Raw genomic sequence first — 21,761 nt, forward strand, 5'->3', positions numbered from 1 at the left:
TACGTTGCAAGTCTTATTTACACAAATGCTAGAGCTGAAGCAACACCTACATATGTAAGTGCTATAAAAACGACGATCGATACATACGTCATAATCTTTTGCGACTTAGGTGTTAGGGTAATTCCCCACGATACTGCGAAAGACCATAATCCATTTGCAAAATGGAAGGTTGCTGCCACGATACCCACTATATAAAATGCAAACATCCAATTGTTTTGCAAGATATTTGCCATCATTTCGTAATTTACTTCTTGACCAAACATAGCTTGGACTCTTGTATCCCAGACATGCCAAGCGATAAAGATCACTAAGAAAACGCCTGATACACGTTGTAACAAGAACATCCAGTTTCTAAAAAATCCATAGCGGCTTGTGTTGCTTTTGCCTTTAAAAGCAATAAAAATGCCATAAACTGCGTGGAACATAATTGGTAAAAAGATAATAAAAATTTCAAGTGCATAGCGAAATGGAAGGCTTTCCATAAAGTGTGCAGCTTGGTTAAAAGCTTCTGGACCTCTTGTTGCAAAATGATTAATAACAAAGTGCTGAATTAAAAAGATACCAATAGGAATAACTCCTAATAACGAATGCAGTCTTCGATTAAAGTACTCTAAATTACTCGGCATACACGTTCCCTCCACAAATGTTTTCCAGTTTCTTACCCCTTTTAGAAATGAATGACAATTTCTATCTCTTTCGTATACATGTACCTCCCGCTTCATTTCTTGCCTATTCACAAAAATTCAACAAAACTATGAAACAAACAGAACACTTTCATTTTACTCCTAGGGGTTTTTTGAGTCAAGAAAACGGATTCAATTCTTATTGATTTAAAAGGGTTTTGAATCTTCTGTCCAATCGGTCATTTAAAAAGGCTGACAAATGATTCAAAGAACTGTACTATAGAAGGAGCAATTTTTTTGAATCAATGGGGTGCTGTTATGAGTGAAACAAACCAGCAATTAAAAGGCTACGAATTAATCCGAAATGATGTGCTTCAACTTGTTCTAGGCAAGGAGCATGACCACTTATTGTATTGGGTTGGAAAATCGTTAGCACGAAAGTATAAGCTAGAACAAATAGAAGAACTACATACGTTTTTTAGACAAGTGTATTGGGGAGACCTCTCCTTAGTTAAACAAAAGAAAAATGAGTGGTACTATGAATTAAGCGGAGAATGGATGACGAAAGAAGATGAACGGTCGTACCAATTAGAAGCAGGATTTCTAGCAGAAACACTTGAAGCCCAGTTTGCCGTTGCAACCGCTGCGACCTATACAAAAAAAGGCAAAGCGATACGCCTTACCGTTCATTTTGACCATAAAGACACAGTAGCCATTTAATTAGAAAAAACTGCAGTTTACTTTTCTGACTGCAGTTTTTCATATATTTGCTTAGCTACGTTTCTTGGCACATACTCTGCCAATTGATCCATACTCGCTTCGCGCATTTTCTTCATCGAGCCAAACGCCTTTAAGAGCGTTCGCTTACGTTTTTCGCCTACACCAGAGATGTCGTCAAGCGCAGATTGAAAAAAACTCTTCGAACGGGTTTGGCGATGAAATGTAATAGCAAATCGGTGCACTTCATCTTGTATACGCTGTAGCAAATAGAACTCATGGCTATCGCGCTTTAATGTTACTACTTCAGGTGGGCTACCTATGAGGAGCTGTGATGTTTTGTGAGTCGCGTCTTTTGCAAGACCACATACAGGAATCGACAGCCCTAACTCATCCTCTACGACTTCTTTTGCTGCTGTAATTTGACCAGTACCCCCATCAATAACAATTAAATCTGGTAATGGCGCCTCTTCTTTAAGCAACCGTATATAACGTCTTCGCACTACTTCGCGCATGGAGCCATAATCATCAGGCCCTGCCACTGTCTTAATTTTATACTTTCGATAATGTTTTCGAGCCGGCTTCCCATCAATAAATGTCACCATCGCAGAGACCGGATCTACTCCTTGAATATTGGAATTATCAAACGCTTCAATGCGGTAAGGTGTTGAAATATTCATCGCTTTCCCTAGACGTTCAACTGCTTTAATTGTTCGTTCTTCGTCTCGCTCGATTAACGAAAATTTCTCTTTTAATGCAATTGCTGCATTTTCTTCAGCTAGATCAAGGAGAGATTTCTTCTGTCCTCTTTTTGGTTGGCTGACTTTTATGTTCAAAAGCTCTGTTAATAGTTCTGCATCCACATGTTCAGACACAAACAGTTCTTTTGGTTTAATATGGTTCTTTTCTAAATAAAACTGCGCAATGAAGGAGAGCAGCTCTTCAGATGCTTCTTGATAAATTGGAAACATGGCGACATCCCGTTCAATTAACCGCCCTTGTCGCACGAAAAAGACTTGTACACACATCCAGCCCTTATCATATGAAAACCCAAATACATCTCGATCGGTTTGATCTGAAAAGGACATTTTTTGCTTTTCCATCACTTTATCCATTTGAATCAACGTATCTCTTAGTTCTTGGGCACGTTCAAAGTCTAGCTTTTCTGCTGCTTCTGTCATTTTCGCTTGAAGACTTTCCTTTATTTCGGTATGACCATACTTTAAAAAGCGAGTAATTTCATGAACCATTTCTTGGTTTTGTTTATCGGTGACGTTATACACACACGGGGCTAAACATTGACCAATATGATAATACAAACAAACGCTATCTGGCATCTTACGGCACTTTCGTAGAGGATACAACCGATCTAACAGCTTTTTTGTGTCAGAAGCAGCCCCTGCGTTTGGATACGGTCCAAAGTACTTTCCGCCATCTTTTTTCACTTGACGCGTAATGACAAGGCGAGGATGTTTTTCATTGGTTATCTTTATATATGGAAAGCTTTTATCATCTTTTAACAGCACATTATATTTAGGATCATGCTTTTTAATTAATGTCAATTCAAGAATTAAAGCTTCAATATTGGTAGAGGTGACAATATATTCAAAATCATGAATTTCTGTAACTAAACGCTGCGTCTTGGTATCGTGGCTGCCAGTAAAATAAGAGCGAACACGGTTCTTGAGAACTTTCGCTTTTCCTACATAAATAATCGTTCCTTGCCTATCTTTCATTAAATAACAACCAGGTTTATCAGGAAGAAGCGGAAGTTTATTTTGAATGGCATCATTCATAAATTGACCTCCTATGTGTAAAAAAACCGCCTCCCTTTTAAAAGAAGGCGGATCGTCTTACATTTGTTTGTTAAGAAGTTCAGCTAGCGCTTCTTTTGGTTGGAAGCCAACAGCTTTGTCAACGACTTCTCCGTCTTTAAGAACAAGTAAAGTTGGAATACTCATCACACCAAATTTACCAGCTGTTTCTTGATTTTCGTCAACGTCTACTTTAACGATTTTCGCTTTATCGCCAAGGTCTCCATCTAACTCTTCAAGAACTGGTGCAATCATCTTACAAGGTCCACACCAAGGTGCCCAAAAATCAACGAGTACAACACCGTCTTTTGTTTCTTCTGTAAAGTTTTGATCAGTTGCGTTTACAATTGCCATTTTTAAAAATCCCCTTTCCATTACAACGTGCTTTAAGTATAACACTTCCATTTGAAGCAAGAAAATAATTTGCTCTATCATGTAGAGTGCCCACTGTTGATTTATGATAAACGATAAAGTTATAAAAGAAAAGCCACTTGCTCAAGCAAATGGCTTACAACTTTAATTTGTTACCAATACGTTTCGTAATTCTTCTGTTAAAAGCGGTACTATTTCAAACAAGTCTCCAACAATCCCGTAGTCAGCTACCTCAAAAATGGGTGCTTCCGGATCTTTATTAATAGCGACAATGACTTTTGAATTCGACATACCCGCCAAATGTTGAATAGCTCCAGATAAACCAATAGCAAAGTACAAATCAGGTGTTACCACTTTTCCTGTTTGCCCAATCTGCAATGAATAATCACAGTACTCAGCATCACATGCACCTCGAGAAGCCCCGATTGCACCGCCAAGGAGCTCAGCTAATTCTTCTAACGGTTTAAAGCCGTCAGTACTTTTAACGCCTCGTCCTCCTGCTACAATGACATTCGCTTCAGATAGATCCACTCCGCCTGTCGCTTTCTTTACAACTTCTTTTACAACTGTGCGTAAATCACGAATATCAACTGCTAGTGTTTCCACTTCACCTGTTTTCGTATCATCTTTTTCAAGTGCCAAAATATTGTTTGGACGGATTGTAACAATCATTTTGTCGCTTTCTGTTGTTCGTTTTTCAAATGCCTTCCCAGAGTATATCGGTCTTGTGAAGTGCAGATCATCAATTGCAACAACGTCTGAAAATAGTGCCGCATCCATTTTCACAGCGAGTCGCGGAGAAACGTCTTTCCCTATAGACGTATGACCAAGAACCACAGCATCTGGATTTTCTTTGTCAAACACTTGTAAAAATGCCTGTTTAAACCCATCGGTCGTGTAGTGTTTAAGTGCCTCATTCTCTACTGCGATGACACGGTCTGCTCCATATGCAAACAACGTTTTCGCAAGATCCTTCACCGTATCGCCAGCTAAAACTGCTACGATCTCTCCTCCATCAGCAATTTGTTGTGCAGCTCCAATTGATTCAAACGATACGTTTCTTAACTCACCATTTTTCGCCTCTGCAAGAACAAGTGTTTTTCTACTCATAATGAAACCTCCTTTTATATCACTTTCGCTTCTGATCGTAATAATGAAACAAGTTCTTTCACTTGTTCGCTTGGTTCACCTTCTAATTTCTTACCAGCTTGTTTTTCAGGTGGTAAATACACTTCGCTAACGGACGTTTTTGCTTCAACATCCTCTTCATCCACATCTAAATCATCAAGGTCAAGTGTTTCTAGAGGCTTCTTCTTCGCTTTCATAATCCCCGGCAAAGAAGGGTAGCGTGGCTCGTTTAAGCCTTGTTGAGCCGTTACGAGCAAAGGCAGCTGCGCTTCTAGTTTTTCTTCGTCTCCTTCCACGTCACGAACAATAGAGGCGGTTTGACCATCAATGGAAAGACTTGTAATCGTTGTTACTTGCGGAATATCTAATAGTTCTGCAAGCCTTGGACCAACCTGGCCAGATCCACCATCAACGGCTACATTTCCAGCTAGTATAATATCGAAATCCTGCTCTTTAAAATAAGCGTGTAATAATGATGCTGTGGTATAGGGGTCACTCTCTTCAACCTCTTCGCGGTCAAGAAGCACGGCTTTATCTGCCCCCATCGCTAATGCGGTGCGAAGTTGTTTTTCCGCATCTTCTTCGCCTACCGTTACAACTGTTACTTCCCCACCATGAGCTTCTCGAAGAACGAGCGCTTCTTCTACAGCGTATTCATCATAAGGATTAATAATAAATTCTGCACCATCTTCTTGGACTTTTCCATTTGTTATCGTAATTTTTTCCTCTGTGTCAAAGGTGCGCTTTAAAATAACAAAAATATTCATCTATAAACCCTCCTCTATTAATTCCCTTTAAATACAGGCTTTCTCTTTTCTAAAAATGCTTGAACACCCTCGTTCCGATCTTCTTGTTTAAACACTTCTCCAAATGAGGCACGCTCTTTCTCTAACCCTGCTTCTAGCTTGTTATCGCTAAATGCCACTAATTCCAAGGTTTTCTGAACGGTTAGAGGGCTCTTACCTGCAATAACCTTGGCCATTGAACGTGCTTCTGAAAGAACGTCTTCTTCAGGTAAGACATGATTAATTAGCCCAACTAAGTAGCCTTCTTCTGCTGTAATTGGTTCACTTGTAAGCATGAGCTCTGTTGCTTTAGCTTTTCCAATGAGTTTAGGTAATCGCTGTGTTCCACCAAATCCAGGAATTAGGCCTAAATTCAGTTCAGGCAACCCGAGCTTCGTTCCTTTTGCAGCTAATCGTATATGACAGGCTAACGCAAGCTCTAAACCGCCACCTAAAGCCGCACCATGAATGGCAGCAATAACTGGTTTAGGGGATTGCTCAATTTTCGTAAACGTTTCTTGTCCAATCCGACCTAATTGAGCAAACTCCTGTTCATCTTTTACTTCTGTAAATTCTTTAATATCAGCACCAGCTGCGAAGAAGCGACCCTCTCCATGAAGAACCACTGCTTTAATCTCCTGATCTTTGTATACGTTTTCAAAAATCTCGTTTAACTCAGCCATTACACCACGTGAAAGCGCATTGGCTGGAGGTCGAGTTAGTGTAACAATGGCTACACCATCTTCAACCTTCCACTTAACATGCTCCATTTCCTCTAACCCCTCTCCTCTTTACCGGTTAAGCCATGAAGTAACATTTCTTGAACCGTATTTGTTTGGTTTGTTAACGAAAATTTCCCTTCGGACATAACCCAGTTTGAAACGACTTCATCAAGCGTTCCAAAAATCATTTGTCTCGCCAATAAAGGATCCAATTCGACATGAAAGGTACCAATTTTTTTCCCCTCTTGTACTATTTCGTCTATTAAGAGAAGATATCCTTTTAAAACTTGATTTATTCTTTGTCTCAATTCTACTTTAGACTGACGTAACTCTAATTGAGTGACAACAGCAAGGTGATAATCTTTCTCCAATTGAGCAAAATGAGACGAAATCAACACCTTTAATTTATCTTCAATGGTTTTTTCTTGTTTAATTTTCAACTTGCTCGTTTCAACAAAAGAACCCATTTTTTCTTGAAATAAGGAGATCAATATATCTTCTTTGTTTTTAAAATATAAGTAAATGGTTCCATCTGCCACACCAGCTTCTTTTGCGATCTTTGACACTTGAGCTTGATGAAACCCATGCTTAGCTATGACTAATACCGCTGCATCAATTATTTTATCGAATTTTTGACCTTTACGTTTGCTCACTACAATCTCTCCTTGCCACAATCATGAATGAGTATTCATTCATATTACTATTATAGTAAATAAGAGGATGATTGTCAAATAAGAAACTGGTTTCTTTGCCTGCATAGCAAAGAAACCTTGTGTTCTAAGCTTGCTTTTTTTCGTGTGTATCTCTCTTTGTTCGTTCTTCATCTAATAATACTCTTTTCAATATTTTACCTGTTAATGTAGCAGGCAGTTCATCTCTAAATTCATAGTACTTAGGAAGTTTGAAAGCTGCCATTCGTTTTGCGCAATAGCTTTTTAACTCCTCTTCCGTAATGGAAGCACCCTCTTTTAATACAACAAATGCCTTCACCGTTTCACCACGGTATTCGTCTGGTACACCGATTACAGCGGCTTGCACAATCGCTTCATGTTCATAGAATACTTCTTCAATTTCTCGAGGATAAATATTGTACCCGCTTGCAATAATCAATTCTTTTTTTCGATCCACTATATATACGTAGCCATCCTCATCCATTCTGCCCATGTCACCACTTTTAAACCAGTCACCATGAAACGTTTGACTTGTGTCTTCTGGTCGATTCCAATAGCCCGACATCACTTGAGGACCTTTGATAAACACTTCACCAATTTCTCCTATTTCTGCTGGTCCGTCACGTTCTAACGAAAAAATCATAACATCTGTATCTGGCCAAGGAATACCTACACTTCCTGGCTTTCGCTTATCCCATATAGGGTTCGCGCATGCAACTGGAGATGTTTCCGTTAATCCGTACCCTTCTACAATTCGACCGTTTGTCAGCTTTTCAAACTTTTGCTGTACTTCTAGCGGAAGAGCGGCCGCTCCACTAATACATGCGTTCACTGACGTCAAATCATATTCCGTAATATCTTCTTGTTTACAGAGCGCAATATACATCGTTGGTGCACCTGGAAATAGCGTTATCTTCTGCTTTTCAATTGTTTTTAGCACATCTTTCGGATTAAATCGTGGTAAAAGAACCATTGTCTGCGCCTTCAAAACGGCGACATTCATAACAGTAGTCATACCATACACGTGAAAAAATGGCATCACACCGAGTACACGCTCTTTAGCCGGTTCAGCTTTATACAGCCACGCATTACACTGCTGAGCATTCACAACAAGATTATAATGAGTTAAGATAACGCCTTTTGCTAGCCCGGTAGTACCCCCAGTATATTGCAATAACGCCACATCCGTACTAGTCACTTCAACATCGGGCTGCTTGAGACTACCCTCTTTAACAAGTTTAGTAAACCGTAATATCCGATCTGAGTATTCCACTTTCACTTTTGGAATGCCTTGCTTTTTCTGTACAAGTGGAAAAAGCATGCCTTTTGGAAATGGTAAGTAATCTGGAATACTTGTAACAATAATCAGTTCAAGTGGCGTTTGCTCCATTACCTTTTGTACCCGAGGTAAAACTGAATCAAGACAAACAATGAGTTTCGCTCCTGAATCAGATAGTTGATGCTGTAGTTCTCGTTCCACGTAAAGAGGGTTTGTTTGAACAACAATTCCACCTGTCATTAGAATGCCGTAATAGCTGATGATTGATTGTGGAGAGTTTGGTAACATTACCGCTACTCGATCTCCTTTTTTCACCCCCAATTTAATCAGCTGATTTGCAAAAGAAACTGCTTGGTTATGCAAATCCTCATATGTGATTGATTTTCCTAAAAAATGAACAGCCTCGTGTTCAGGATACGCCTTGGCAGATTCAGTGAAAAAATGTTGCAACGGAAGCTCATCATAATGCATAGATTCCTTCACAGTTTTCGGATAGTGCTGCGTCCATCTTTTTTCAACGATCTCCATCGTTCCCCTCCTCATTCAGGCTCCTCACAATAGAAATGCATTCTCCTCATTTCCATTGTATTGTAATCGCTTACAGTTTCCAATTGTTTTTTCTTATTTTTTCAAAAAAATATCTTTATGAAGTCTCCCACTCTCCTTTACTCGCTTTTGTGCATGCTTTGCGTCGAAGGCATTTACGAAAAGTGCTCTTTTTCTTATGTTGAAAGAAACCGATCTCTACCGGTCCTTTTTAGCTTAGCTAACCAAAAAAAGAAACGGACATCGTCCGTTTCCTTACGCTTTTGAGCATGTTACGCATAAATGAACAAGAATAGAATTCCTGCTAGCGCAAAAATAGCACAGCAAATATACAATATGCGAATTAACAGTTTCATGGCTTTCCCCTACCCTTTTATTCCTGCTGAAATAACGAAAGACAATCCAATTGACAGAAGGAGAGATACTAGACCGACCGCACGATTATCATTGCCTATTTCTTCATCGACGTTGAAACCTGGTGTTAAAAACTCAAAAATAAAATAGCTAAATAGTAGAAGTACAAAGCCAAAGCTACCCCACATGAGCATCATAAGCAACGATTCAGATTGATGAATGACGTTGGCGAAAATATTCGCCACACCAAACATCTTGCCACCAGTTGCCATTGCAACAGCAACATTGCCTTGCTTAATCTCTTCCCAGTTATTGTACTTCGTGACCGTTTCAAAAATCGCAAGAAAAACAATGAGCATTAAAATCGTAACACTATAATTTGCGATTGTTTGAATCCATTCATTTGACAATAAGCGCTCCATCTCTATAGCCTCCTATTTCAATTCCACTACCGTATTGCCAAGCCCACCTTCATTCATTCCACCATCACGAGAAGATTTAATACGTGGATGACTAGCAACAAATTGCTTTACACCTTTTCTTAGTGCACCAGTGCCTTTTCCATGAATGATGGAGACTTGATGGTAACCAGCAAGGAGGGCATCATCAATATATTTTTCAATTCGATTCATCGCATCATCATAGCGGACACCACGTAGGTCGAGCTCCGCCTTTACATGAGCATCACTACCACGAATAGTTGTAATCGCTTTTTGTGGCTCTATAGTTTTTGCTTGTTCAAGCACTTGTATGTCATCAAGCGCAACTGTCATTTTCATAATACCAAGCTGAACTTGATACTCGTTGTCCGTCACCTTCTTTACAACCGTACCTTTTTGGTTAAAACTGATGACTTTTACTTCATCTCCAGATTTTGGAATACGTTTGGCTTTTTCTGCCGTTTTCTTCACTTGTTTTTGCTTTTTATTGAGCTTTGGCACCGCTTCATTCAGATGCTTTCGAGCGTTAATAAGCTGATGTTCTTTTACCTCATAACCGGCTTTTTGCAAATCTCTAAGTTCGGAAATGATCACTTCTGCCTCTTCTTTCGCATCAGCCACTGCTTTTGCTGCTTTTGCTTCCGCTTCTTCTATCATTTTTTCTTTCATTCTTTCAAATTCATCGAGCTTTGTCGCTAACTCGGTTCGAAGCTTGTCTGCTTCAAGCCGTACTTGGTGCGCTTGACTCCATTCTTGTTCAGTCGATTTGCGGCTATCTTCTAAAGATGAAATCATATTTTCCACTTGTGTCGAATCGCTATCAATCTGTAGTTTCGCATCCGCAATAATACCTTCTCCAAGTCCTAATCGTCTCGAAATCGCAAACGCATTGCTTCGTCCAGGCACACCAACGAGTAACCGGTAAGTCGGTCGAAGGGTTTCTACATCAAATTCGACGCTAGCGTTAATAGCGCCTTCCCGGTTAAACGCATACCCTTTTAATTCACTATAATGCGTTGTCGCAGCCGCCAAAGCCCCTTTCTTATAAACAAAATCAAGAATGGCAATGGCAAGTGCTGCTCCTTCTGTTGGATCTGTGCCTGCTCCTAATTCATCAAAAAGCACAAGGCTATTTGCATTCATTTTCTCTAAAATCGAAACAATGTTTTTCATATGGGATGAAAAGGTACTTAAGCTTTGTTCAATAGACTGCTCATCCCCAATATCTGCAAATACATGCTCAAATACAGCTAATTGGGTTTCTTCTTCAGCAGGCACATGGAGTCCTGATTGCGCCATTACCGTTAGCAAGCCAATTGTTTTAAGGGTAACCGTTTTACCACCTGTATTCGGTCCTGTTATGACGAGAGAACGGACTTGATTTCCAATCGCAATATCACTTGGGACAACGTCTTCACTTGGCAATAAAGGATGCCTCGCTTGTTTTAAATCAATGACCCCTTGATTGTTTAAAATGGGTTTTACCCCTTTAATCGACTTTGCATAATAGCCTTTCGCCGAAATAAAATCCATATCCGCTAGCGTCTCTACATTGACTAATAATTGCGCTTCTTCTTCAGCTACTTTTGATGACAATTCCGTTAAAATACGTTCGATCTCTCGTCTTTCTTTCGCTTTCGCTTCTGTTAACTGATTATTTAACGTGACGATTGAAGCAGGTTCAATAAACAGCGTCGCTCCTGATGAAGATTGATCATGGACAATCCCGCCAAAACTCCCTCGATATTCTTGCTTAACCGGAACAACATACCGGTCGCTACGAATCGTCACAATGGCGTCAGATAACATCTTTCTCGTACCGCTCCCTCTTGTGAGAGATTCGAGTTTTGATTTAATTGTCGATTCATAACTACGCATTTGATGACGGATCGTGCGTAATGCTTGACTCGCTTGATCTAATACAGTGCCATAATCGTCAATACAGCTTTTGATCTCCCTTTCAAGTGGTGACAACGGTTCAAGGACTTCTATTCGCTCTTGCAACAGCGGAATATCAATATTTCCTTCATCAATGATCTCTTCAAAAAAATACTTAAGTTGTTTACTTCCGTAAAGAGTTGATGCAATTTCTGTAAGTTCACTTGCAGAAAGAACCCCTCCAATCGCCGCTCGCTTTACGTGTGCTTTTATATCGCTAATTCCACCTAATGGAACATGGCCTTTTAGACGAATAATATCACTTATTTCAGCAGTTTCATTTTGTACTAATTGAACGTCATCTAAATCGATTAAAGGCTTCAATGCTTGTACACGTTGCTTTCCTAAGCTTGATGCCACAAAACCAATCAGCTGCGCTTTCATTTTATCGTATTCTAACACTCGGAGTACGTGCTCCATTAGTAAAGCCTCCTGTCCTGCTTGTTCGTATTTAACCATGCAGTCAATTTTTCCGTTGACCACGTATTAATAATTGTATCATGCGGTACCTTCGCTTTCGTTGCTTGTCCATAACCATAAACAACATCTTCTAACATGTCTATTCGATGAGCATCTGAATTGATTGCAAGAGGTGCACCTACTTCAACCGCCCGCTTTAGCCACATTAATTCTAAATCAAGACGATTTGGATTTGCATTCAGTTCTAATACAGTCCCTGTTTCTTTTGACCATTGAATAAGCTGTTCCACATCTACTTGATAACCTGCACGCTTTCCAATTAAACGTCCGGTGGGATGAGCAATCATGTCGACATGAGGATTAAACATCGCTTGCTTCATCCGTTTCATCATATCTGCTTTACTCTGTGAAAAAGAAGAGTGAATGGATGCAATGACAAAATCAATTGATGCTAGCACGTCATCTTCATAGTCTAGGCTACCGTTTGGTAATATGTCCATTTCAATTCCAGTAAAAATCGAAAAATCCGTATGTCGCTCATTCCAATCCCGAATCGCTTGATGCTGTGCTTTTAACCGTTCGACAGTAAGTCCATTTGCAACTTTTAGATAGTGTGAGTGATCGGTAATGGCAATATGGTGATAACCTTTTTCTTTAGCGGCTTCGGCCATTTCTTCAAATGATTGGGCACCATCACTCCATGTCGTATGCATGTGTAAGTCTGACATCACTTTATAGGGCACAAACTGTTGTCCAATTGGATGTGCATCAATCTCTGTGCCATCTTCTCGTGCTTCCGGGGGAATAAAGGCAGTATGAAAGTGGTGAAAAAAATCAGTCTCATTAGGAAATGTGAGAATTTCGCCGGTTTCTAGTACCTCTACGCCGTACTCATTTATTTTTTCACCTTGTTGTTTTGCTAGCTGCCTCATACGGACATTATGGTCTTTGGAGCCAGTAAAGTGGTGTAAAGCGGTGGCGAACGCTTCATCCGCCACAATTCGAAAATCAACAGACACAGAATGAGGGTTTCCTTTTATGTTCAAAGAAACTTTCGTATCCCCTTTTGAAATAATATCGGTTCGATCCTGTAAATCAAGAAGGCGTTGTTTCACAACGGCAGGTTGATCGGTAGCAATGATGTAATCTAAGTCTTTTACAGTTTCGTTTAACCGTCTTAAGCTCCCAGCTCTCGAAAACCGAATGACTTCTGCCCATTCGTTTAACTGACTTTCCACCTTTTTAGCTATAGGCAGGACAGTCGCTAGTGGGAGTCTGTCAGGACGTTCACTCCACGACTCAATCGCTTGAATCATTTTCTCTTCAGACTTGGCTCCAAACCCTTCAAGTGCTTGAATCGTGTTCAATTTGGCTGCTTCAAGCAATCCTTCTTTACTCTCTATCCCTAGCTCTCGATACAATCGCCCTACTTTTTTGCCACCTAAACCTGGAATTTGGATAAGTTCCATTAAGCTGGCAGGTAAGCTTTCTTGTAATTCACTTAATACGGTTGACTGTCCTGTCTCCTTTAACTCTAGTATGACTTCTGAAGTAGCTTTCCCAATTCCAGCAAGTTGCTGTGGTCGATCAATCTCTTGCAAGGACCGTTCATCCTTCTCCAATGCTTGTGCCGCTTTTCGATAAGCTGAAATTTTAAAGGTGTTTTCTCCTTTGATTTCTAAATAACGTGCAATTTCCTCAAGGGTTTGAATCACTTGTTTTTTATCCAACTTCTAACACTCCTTTACAAAAAAAAGCTCGCTATGCGCGAGCAATCATTAAAATGAAGGTCTTACCCATAATTCACTTAACCAGTCTGATAAATAAGGTGTATGATTAATCATTAAATCTGCGACAACCGATGATTGAAGCGCCCCTTGTATGCTTCCTACTGGAATAACTGTTGCAACAAATAAGAGAACAAATAGTAATAGATAAATTTCTAAAAACCCTAATATGCCGCCTAAAAGACTGTTTACCGTTTTTAATATAGGCAAATGAGAAACAAAATCTAACATCGATCCGATAATATGCAAAATGATTTTTGTCACAAAAAAGAGAATCGCAAACGCGATGGCAGAATAATACACACTTTCCGCATCGAACGATTGGATAATCATTCCGATGGCTCCATCCCCTGAAAAGTCCGGATATGGAATGTATAGTCGTATCGTATTTGCTAATGGCTCATAATAACGCCAAGCAATAAAAATTGCTACAAAAAAGCTTACTAAGTGTATGAGTTGCAAAATAAACCCTCGGCGCCTTCCAATAAAGAAGCCGAAGAGCAATAATACAAGGATAATTAAACTGAGCATCTTACTCTCCTTCAATGTCCCGTTTTAATTTTAAATAGTCATCCGCAATATTTAATGCAGTGAGTACGGACAATTTCGTTGTATCTAAATATGGATTTCTTTTTTTTAATTCGTCCATTTTATCGTCTATATATTTGGCAACCGTTTTGACATGGGCAGCTTGTTCTTCACTTACCACATTGTACGTTTGACCTTGAATACGGACTGTCGTCCTCGTTTTATTATCATCATTTTCCACGAGAGAACCTCCATACCGTTAAGGCATTAGTTGAAACTAATCTTCATCATACCATGTCAGACTTAAATTGGAAACTGCTAAATAGCTGAAACCCAAAGCTGGCGCAGTTTTTCCATTCTTTCACATAAATCCTCCTTGCCACGAATGCGCCGTTGCTTTGGCCATAACCGGAAAGCCTTTGGCGCAAGCACAGCGTGATACTATTTGCGAAACCTAAAAAAAGAGCTCTTCCATCCATCACTTTAAGTGACTTATTGGAAAAACTCCTTCCATAATTTAAACTAGCAAACGTTTTTTTTATGAACGTAATGTCGCTTGGTACGTATCTGTTAAAGCTTGTAACACTTGCTCATGCTGCTCTTGCACCTCTTCATCTGTTAACGTTCGTTCATTATGGCGATACGTTAACGAGAAAGCAACTGACTTTTTACCGTCCTCTAAGTGATCACCTTCATATAAATCAAACAGACTCACTTGTTTAAGTAAGCTACCGCCTGCTGCTTGAATCACTGTTGTTAAGTCGGCAACAGGAATGTGCTGATCCACGACAAGAGCAATATCTCGTCCAATCGATGGGAATTTCGGTACACCTTGGTACAGAACCATCTGATTAGCTTGGGTGAAAATCGACTCTATTGTCAATTCAAACACATAAGACTCATCAAGGTTCCACTCATCCTGTAACGCTGGATGAACTTGACCAATTATTCCAATCGGTTCACCTTTTAACAAAACGGTTGCGGTACGACCAGGATGAAAATCAGCTTGTTCTACTTGCTTGAAACTCACGATGTCTGTTAAACCGAGTGAAGCAAATAGTTGCTCAACCATGCCTTTTAACAAGAAGAAATCACTTTGCTTCTTCTCGCCTTGCCACATATGGTTTAAGTAAGTGCCGCTAATAAAACCAGCGACACGCTCTTCTTCTCTAGGTAATGTCGTTAATGTTTCTTCCGTTGTTAAGAAAACGGACCCTAGTTCATAAATAAAAAGGTCTTGATTACGGTGGTTACGGTTATGAGCAGCGATATCATATAAATGTGGCAGCAAGCTCGTACGCATCACACTTCGTTCTTCACTCATCGGCTTGTCAATGCGTATTGGCTGGTAGACATCGTCAACGAAACGTGCTGCTTTGGCAGGACTTGTTAAAGAGTAGCTTATGACATCTGCCAACCCAGAAGCGCTAAGAACACTGCGAATTTGAGTGCGAATGAGCTGTTTCGGCGATCGTTTTCCTTGAGTGGTTGTGCCGATTGGTAACGTAGAAGGAATGTTATCATATCCGTGTATACGTGCGACTTCTTCATAAAGGTCTTGTTTAATCACAAGGTCTTTTCGACGCTCAGGGATGGTGACAACGAGATCATGATCTACTTTTTCGCACGGAAGCTGGAGACGCCCCATGATGCTAGCCACTTCAGATATGGATAAAGTCGTTCCTAAACGATGGTTCATTTGATCCAAGTTAAGAGAAATCGTTGTTTCTTTTTTCACACGATGATCGACAGTTACATCGCCACTTAATACTTGACCACCAGCTAAGTCTTGAATTAAGTAAGCTGCTCTCCTCGCCGCTTCTCCAATTCTGCTCTCATTCACACCTTTTTCAAATCGAGCACTTGAATCGCTTCTCAGATTGTTTCGTTTAGATGACTTTCGAACAAGTCCAGGTGCAAACGATGCCGCTTCAAGAACAATCGTTGTGGTTGAATCTGTAACTTCGGAATCCAATCCGCCCATTACCCCTGCTAAAGCAACAGGCTCTTTTCCATTCGTAATAACGAGTTGCTCTTGGCTTAACGTCCGTTCAATCCCATCTAATGTAGTGAATGATTCATCGCTGTACGCGCGTCGAACGTGAATTTTTCCTGTTCCAAGGGCATGATAGTCAAACGCATGTAACGGCTGACCATATTCAAGCAACACATAGTTCGTCACGTCTACCACATTGCTTATCGGGCGTATTCCCGCTGCCATTAGGCGATTTTGTAACCAAGCTGGTGAAGGTCCAACTTGAACATTTTTTATTACTAGTGCTTGGTAAAATGGTGTTTCTTCAGCATGATCAACTTGTACGCTAATATAATCTTCAGCCGCTTCTTTAATTTCTCTTACTTTTGCTTTTGGCAACTTAACTGGACGATCATATAGAGCCGCTAACTCATAGGCTACACCAATCATATGCATACAATCTGATCGATTCGCAGTTAAGTCTAGTTCAAGAACTCGATCATTTAATGCCATTATCGCAAGCACATCATCTCCAGGGTCTACTTCTGCACCCTCGGGAAAAACATAAATTCCTTCTGCATAGCGCTTAGGAACAAGCTTTCCTTCAATGCCAAGCTCTTGTAAAGAGCAAATCATCCCTTGAGAAAGTTGGCCTCTTAATTTTGCCTTTTTAATCTTCACATTACCGGGTAATCGCGCTCCAACCTTAGCAACAGCCACATATTGACCAGCGTCAACATTCGGTGCACCGCAAACAATTTGAACTGGTTCCTCTTCCCCAATGTCTACTTGGCAGACATTTAATTTATCTGCGTCTGGATGTTGCTCAATTGCTTTTACATAACCGACCACAATGTTGGTTGCGCCGTTGTTTCGATTATGAATAAAATCAATTTCGATTCCACTTCGCGTCATCTTCTCCGCAATTTCTTCTGGCGTAATATCATCTATTTCAATGTAGTGTTGTAACCATTCGTATGAAACTAACATTTATTTTTTATCCCCCTCACTTTGTATGAAACTGCTGTAGAAACCGGTTATCATTTGTATAAAACTGGCGAATATCATCAACGTCATACTTTAACATCGCTAGTCGCTCAACACCCATTCCAAAAGCAAATCCACTGTATTCATTTGGATCAAATCCACTCATTTCGAGTACACGGGGATGAACCATGCCTGCGCCTAATACTTCAATCCAGCCAGATTGCTTACACACTCGACAGCCTTGTCCTTTACAAATCCCACATGACACGTCAATTTCTACTGATGGTTCTGTAAAAGGAAAGAAGCTTGGACGTAAACGAATTTCGCGATCTTGTCCAAAAAACTGTTTAGCAAAGAGTTCAAGTACACCTTTTAAATCACTCATACGAACGTCTTTGTCTACATAAAGCCCTTCTGCTTGCATAAATTGATGAGAATGAGTCGCATCATCATCATCACGTCTAAATACTTTTCCTGGAGCGACTACTTTAACTGGCCCTTTCCCTTTATGAGCTTCCATTGTTCGTGCTTGAACTGGCGATGTCTGCGTTCGAAGCAATGTGTCCTCTGTTATATAGAAAGAGTCTTGCATATCACGAGCAGGGTGATCTTTCGGTAAGTTTAAGGCTTCAAAATTGTAATAGTCTGTTTCAATTTCAGGACCTTCCCCAACTGAAAAGCCCATTCCTAAAAAGATTTCTTCAATTTCACGAACGACTTGATTTAGTGGGTGGGTTGTTCCTTGTGTCGGTTTACGTCCAGGTAGCGTGACGTCAATCGTTTCTGCCTTTAATTTCTGATCAAGAGCAGAAGCGGCCATCTTCTCCATTTTTTCGTCAATTGCTGCTTTAATCTCATCACGAACGACATTAGCCAATGCGCCAATAACCGGTCGCTCTTCAGTAGATAACTTCCCCATCCCACGTAATACTTCCGTGATCGGACCTTTTTTCCCTAAATAGGCGACGCGTACGTCTTGTAATTCTTTCTCTGATTGAGCTGCTGTCACTTTAGCTAACGCTTCTTGTTTTAATCCTTCTAATTGTTCTCGCATCTTATAGCCTCCCTTAGCATTCAAGAAAACAACAAAAAGAGCCTCCATCCCCTGGAAAGGGACGAAAGCTCGCGGTACCACCCTTAGTTCACATACGTAAAAACGTTGACTTCATTCACTATAACGGCTCTTAACCGGTATCCTCTTTTAAGAGGACAGCTCCAGAGTGAATTCAGTCCTGCCGTTCCTTAAAGTTGCTTCCAGTCTAGACAACTTCTCCCTATAAGGTGGTCATGAACGTACTACTCTCTATCATTGCTTTTTTCGTTATTTTATTGTCTTCTATTATAATCAACTTGCCCTTAATGTGCAAGGCTACCCTTGTAAAGAAAAAAGCAAAATGCCAGTTGCTATTCCTACATTAAGCGACTCCGAACGCTGACTGATTGGAATATAGACATTTTCGGTTGCTTGAGAAAGTAAAGAGGGCTGTACACCTTCTCCTTCATTCCCTACGAGTAGTGCAAAGGAAGGGTAGGTTTGATCTCGCTTAAGAGGAGAAGCGTTTGTTAAAGCTGTACCTATGACGGGTACAGTTTCCTTTTTAAAAGTCTCTATCCATTGATGAAGATCACCTGTGTAAACAGGCATGTGAAATAAAGCACCTTGGGTCGAGCGAATGACTTTATCATTATATACATCCACTGTTCCTTTACCTAAGATGACGCCTGACGCATGTAGTGCGAGAGCCGTCCGTATGATCGTCCCAACGTTTCCTGGATCTTGAACGCTATCAAGCAACACATACGTTCCGGTTAACGACGTCGGTTGTTTCCAAACTTTTTTTTGACAAACGGCGATGATACCTGGAGCCGTTTCGGTCATTGATAATTCATCCATAACTGCTTGTGTGACATAGTATACAGAACCAGAGAAAGGTGTCTCATAGTCGGTACGAGTTGTGATCATCGCCTCGATCGCAACAGATGCTGCAAGTGCCTCATCAACTAGATGATCGCCTTCTATTAGGAATGAGTCAGCCTGCTCTCTCCCTTTTCTCGTGTGTAACTTTTTCCATGCCTTTACGCGTTCATTTTTCGTTGATTCAATTGTCTTCAACTGTTTACCCTCTCTTTTTTACTGTTCTTCCTAAAAGAATAGCTTGTTTTATACATAATTTCTACCCTTTAGAAGCCATACTATAGAGGATTCATTTAACCTAGGGGGTAATCGCATGGGATTTAACTTACGTGGTGCCATTATGTCTAATATTCAAGGATCAAGCCAAGAGGATGTTGAAGCAACGATTCTAGACGCTATTCAAAGCGGCGAAGAAAAGATGCTTCCTGGACTTGGCGTTCTCTTTGAAGTGTACTGGCAGCAAGCAGATGAATCAACAAAAGATCAACTTTGCGCCGATATTAGCAAAGGCTTAAACTAAAAAAAGCGAGCGATTCCGCTCGCTTTTTTTGTATATACCTTTTAAGACTACTTGCCTTTATCCCGCATAGACATAGTACATGTCTATTATTTGAGGTGTAACCTTTGCTAATCCGATGGTTCTTTTCCATAATCGCATTCATCCTACTGTGTTACGGTATATCGTTTATGTTTCAACATCCGATGGAAACATATGGGTTCCGTGGATTTCGCTTTTTCTTATTTATCTTCCATCTTTGCATCTTCTTATATGGCATTGATTTAATTCGTAATCGTTTAAACGAACCTTAATTCATATAAACGACATTAATCAGAATAAATAAGACGACGACGCTTAAACCGATTAAAACCCATGGCGCCAATTTCCACTTCCCTTTTTCTCCTTTTCCAAGAGAGGCCAAACTAAAGCCAACACTAGCAAATAAGACGAGTAGTGCAATGGAACCAAGCGCATTGGTGACCCATGAAGGATAAGTTGTTGCAAAACCCGTTATAAGAAACACCGCAAATACGCTCAGCATAACAGAAGAAATGACTGTTAACACAAAAGACCACTTTCCGTATCGATCCATTTGCTAACCCCTTTTACTTATGAACCAAACGTTAACTGTTTCACTGTGTCTGCATCCAATTTTTTTATGACTTCCACTAATAGCTTGACCGTATTCTCATAGTCATCTCGATGTAAAATACCTGCATGAGTGTGGATGTATCGCGTCGCAACGGTAATGGAAAGAGCCGGTACCCCATTTGCAGTCAAATGAATAGAGCCAGAATCAGTACCTCCACCTGCAATCGAATCATATTGATACGGTATTTTATTTTCATCTGCCGTTTGTATAACAAGATCTCGAAGATCTTTATGAGGGATCATCGATGCATCAAACAAGATGATTTGCGGACCTTTCCCTAAGGTACCTTCGCCTTTTGTTCCAGGTGTGTCAGCTCCTATCCCTACATCAACACCAAATCCAATATCTGGTTGAACAGCATGGGCGCTTGTCTTTGCTCCTCGTAATCCTACTTCCTCTTGGACGGTACCCACACCATAGACAACATTAGGGTGCTCTTGACCTTGTAACTGTTTTAAGACGTCGATAGCGATTGCGCACCCGATACGGTTATCCCAAGCCTTCGCCATTAATAGCTTTTCATTTTTCATAACGGTAAATTCACAAACTGGCACAACTGCATCTCCTGGCATAATTCCAAATTCAGCTGCTTCTTCTTTAGAGCTTGCCCCAACGTCTATAAACATGTCTTTTATATCAACAGGTTTTTTTCGAGCCTCTGGTGACAAAACATGAGGTGGTTTAGAGCCGATGACACCTGCAACATTTCCTTTTTTCGTCATAATGGTCACTCGTTGTGCGAGCATCACTTGCCCCCACCAGCCACCAATCGTTTGAAAACGCAGGAAACCTTTATCGTCAATTGTCGTCACCATAAAGCCAATCTCATCTAAATGGCCAGCAATCATAATTTTAGGACCTGCTTCATTGCCCACTTTCTTAGCAATCAAACTTCCTAGATGATCGGTCTCGATCGAATCCGCATATGGAGAGATGTATGATTTCATTACATCTCTAGCTTCTTTCTCAAAGCCAGAAATTCCATTTGCATCTGTTAAATCTTTTAGCATTTGTAATTGTTGATCCAAATTTAGCACTCCCTCTTTGCACAATACCGTTAGTATAACGAAATTTCTTTTTTTCAACAAACGTTTAGTGGACAAGTTGTTCGGGAAACTTTATAACTATTAATGAAACCTTCCTTTTTCTTCTTACGTAGTATGACTAGTAAGGGATCTATTTTGAAAGGAGCTGTCCTCTATGCTTGTTATTCTATTCCGCATTCTCATTATCTTAACCATAATTGTCATTGCTTATAGCCTCATTAAATATATAGTAAAGCCTGAGAGGAAGCTGACAAAAGCGCAGGAAAAAAGAGAATTTTATTTCCTTGATGAAGAGGATAATGTCCGAAAAAATTTTTTTATAACGTATAAGGGCTTAATGTTTGAAGGGGAAAAATATTTAGAGGCTACAGCTGATTCCTTTGACATTACCCGTATTCACATGCAAATGGATCAGCATTCTTTAAAGGGCTTTCGCTATGAAGACTTTCATTTTTTAGAAGAAGAAATTCGAATCCGCTATCCAAAAGCTTCAATAGAATGGTCAAAACCAGTTAAAGCGTTCATGAAATCGTCATCGACAAGCGATCAACCTATTACGTAAG

At 40.2% G+C, this 21,761-nt stretch carries 21 protein-coding genes and 1 other annotated feature; of the genes, 3 read left to right on the plus strand and 18 right to left on the minus strand.

Annotation, left to right across the window (positions count from 1 at the left end):
* Positions 1-17: 17 nt before the first annotated feature.
* Positions 18-626 (minus strand): succinate dehydrogenase cytochrome b558 subunit, encoded by a 609-nt coding sequence (locus PQ477_RS01330; RefSeq protein WP_274272861.1) that lies wholly within the window; start codon positions 624-626, stop codon positions 18-20.
* 294 nt (positions 627-920) lie between these two features.
* On the opposite strand from PQ477_RS01330, the gene PQ477_RS01335 reads away from it, so the two are divergent.
* Positions 921-1,343: a DUF2507 domain-containing protein gene (locus tag PQ477_RS01335; protein WP_274272862.1), complete on the plus strand. Its 423-nt coding sequence runs from the start codon at positions 921-923 to the stop codon at positions 1,341-1,343.
* Between the two features lie 17 nt (positions 1,344-1,360).
* Here PQ477_RS01335 and uvrC read toward each other — a convergent pair whose 3' ends face one another.
* The 15 genes from uvrC to PQ477_RS01410 form a co-directional block, all read right to left on the minus strand.
* A complete protein-coding gene (gene uvrC / locus PQ477_RS01340; RefSeq protein ID WP_144559333.1) occupies positions 1,361-3,136 on the minus strand; it encodes an excinuclease ABC subunit UvrC in 1,776 nt (591 codons plus the stop codon).
* A gap of 57 nt (positions 3,137-3,193) precedes the next feature.
* Positions 3,194-3,508: a thioredoxin gene (gene trxA, locus PQ477_RS01345; RefSeq protein ID WP_035397723.1), complete on the minus strand. Its 315-nt coding sequence runs from the start codon at positions 3,506-3,508 to the stop codon at positions 3,194-3,196.
* Positions 3,509-3,670: 162 nt separating this feature from the next.
* Complete coding sequence (locus PQ477_RS01350) at positions 3,671-4,636, minus strand: electron transfer flavoprotein subunit alpha/FixB family protein (RefSeq protein WP_035397716.1); 966 nt, start codon at positions 4,634-4,636, stop codon at positions 3,671-3,673.
* Positions 4,637-4,650: 14 nt separating this feature from the next.
* Positions 4,651-5,421: an electron transfer flavoprotein subunit beta/FixA family protein gene (locus PQ477_RS01355; RefSeq protein WP_274272863.1), complete on the minus strand. Its 771-nt coding sequence runs from the start codon at positions 5,419-5,421 to the stop codon at positions 4,651-4,653.
* Positions 5,422-5,438: 17 nt separating this feature from the next.
* On the minus strand, positions 5,439-6,209 hold the full coding sequence (locus tag PQ477_RS01360; RefSeq protein WP_060703811.1) for an enoyl-CoA hydratase: 771 nt from the start codon (positions 6,207-6,209) through the stop codon (positions 5,439-5,441).
* 5 nt (positions 6,210-6,214) lie between these two features.
* On the minus strand, positions 6,215-6,814 hold the full coding sequence (gene fadR, locus PQ477_RS01365) for a fatty acid metabolism transcriptional regulator FadR (protein WP_144559335.1): 600 nt from the start codon (positions 6,812-6,814) through the stop codon (positions 6,215-6,217).
* Positions 6,815-6,938: 124 nt separating this feature from the next.
* Entirely contained in the window at positions 6,939-8,639 is a 1,701-nt protein-coding gene (locus tag PQ477_RS01370; RefSeq protein ID WP_144559336.1) for a long-chain-fatty-acid--CoA ligase, read from the minus strand.
* A gap of 383 nt (positions 8,640-9,022) precedes the next feature.
* Positions 9,023-9,433 carry a DUF350 domain-containing protein gene (locus PQ477_RS01375; RefSeq protein WP_038481759.1) on the minus strand — a complete coding sequence of 137 codons (411 nt, stop codon included), beginning with the start codon at positions 9,431-9,433 and terminating at the stop codon, positions 9,023-9,025.
* A 12-nt stretch (positions 9,434-9,445) separates the two neighbouring features.
* Positions 9,446-11,809, minus strand: coding sequence for an endonuclease MutS2 (locus tag PQ477_RS01380; protein WP_144559337.1), 2,364 nt, complete (start codon positions 11,807-11,809; stop codon positions 9,446-9,448).
* Positions 11,809-13,539 carry a DNA polymerase/3'-5' exonuclease PolX gene (gene polX / locus PQ477_RS01385; protein ID WP_274272864.1) on the minus strand — a complete coding sequence of 577 codons (1,731 nt, stop codon included), beginning with the start codon at positions 13,537-13,539 and terminating at the stop codon, positions 11,809-11,811. Before polX ends, PQ477_RS01380 begins: the two co-directional genes overlap by 1 nt.
* A gap of 48 nt (positions 13,540-13,587) precedes the next feature.
* Positions 13,588-14,127: a CvpA family protein gene (locus PQ477_RS01390; protein WP_035397711.1), complete on the minus strand. Its 540-nt coding sequence runs from the start codon at positions 14,125-14,127 to the stop codon at positions 13,588-13,590.
* Position 14,128: 1 nt separating this feature from the next.
* Positions 14,129-14,365 carry a cell division protein ZapA gene (gene zapA, locus PQ477_RS01395; protein WP_035397709.1) on the minus strand — a complete coding sequence of 79 codons (237 nt, stop codon included), beginning with the start codon at positions 14,363-14,365 and terminating at the stop codon, positions 14,129-14,131.
* 297 nt (positions 14,366-14,662) lie between these two features.
* On the minus strand, positions 14,663-17,089 hold the full coding sequence (gene pheT / locus PQ477_RS01400; RefSeq protein ID WP_144559339.1) for a phenylalanine--tRNA ligase subunit beta: 2,427 nt from the start codon (positions 17,087-17,089) through the stop codon (positions 14,663-14,665).
* 16 nt (positions 17,090-17,105) lie between these two features.
* Entirely contained in the window at positions 17,106-18,140 is a 1,035-nt protein-coding gene (gene pheS / locus PQ477_RS01405) for a phenylalanine--tRNA ligase subunit alpha (protein ID WP_274272865.1), read from the minus strand.
* A gap of 54 nt (positions 18,141-18,194) precedes the next feature.
* Positions 18,195-18,405 (minus strand) — a binding site (T-box leader).
* 50 nt (positions 18,406-18,455) lie between these two features.
* Positions 18,456-19,199 (minus strand): TrmH family RNA methyltransferase, encoded by a 744-nt coding sequence (locus PQ477_RS01410; protein ID WP_035397704.1) that lies wholly within the window; start codon positions 19,197-19,199, stop codon positions 18,456-18,458.
* Positions 19,200-19,314: 115 nt separating this feature from the next.
* Here PQ477_RS01410 and sspI point away from each other — a divergent pair, with 115 nt between their 5' ends.
* A complete protein-coding gene (sspI, locus tag PQ477_RS01415) occupies positions 19,315-19,521 on the plus strand; it encodes a small acid-soluble spore protein SspI (RefSeq protein WP_035397702.1) in 207 nt (68 codons plus the stop codon).
* Positions 19,522-19,807: 286 nt separating this feature from the next.
* On the opposite strand, the gene PQ477_RS01420 is transcribed toward sspI, so the two are convergent.
* The gene (locus PQ477_RS01420) at positions 19,808-20,092 is read right to left on the minus strand and encodes a hypothetical protein (RefSeq protein WP_035397700.1); all 285 of its coding nucleotides are present in this window, start codon (positions 20,090-20,092) and stop codon (positions 19,808-19,810) included.
* Between the two features lie 17 nt (positions 20,093-20,109).
* On the minus strand, positions 20,110-21,180 hold the full coding sequence (locus PQ477_RS01425; RefSeq protein ID WP_490723215.1) for a M42 family metallopeptidase: 1,071 nt from the start codon (positions 21,178-21,180) through the stop codon (positions 20,110-20,112).
* A 172-nt stretch (positions 21,181-21,352) separates the two neighbouring features.
* Between PQ477_RS01425 and PQ477_RS01430 the strand changes: the two genes are divergently transcribed.
* A complete protein-coding gene (locus PQ477_RS01430) occupies positions 21,353-21,760 on the plus strand; it encodes a hypothetical protein (protein WP_035397698.1) in 408 nt (135 codons plus the stop codon).
* The last annotated feature ends 1 nt before the right edge of the window (position 21,761 follow it).

Origin of the sequence: Shouchella hunanensis (assembly GCF_028735875.1) — a bacterium.
Taxonomy (GTDB): Bacteria; Bacillota; Bacilli; order Bacillales; family Bacillaceae_D; genus Shouchella; species Shouchella hunanensis.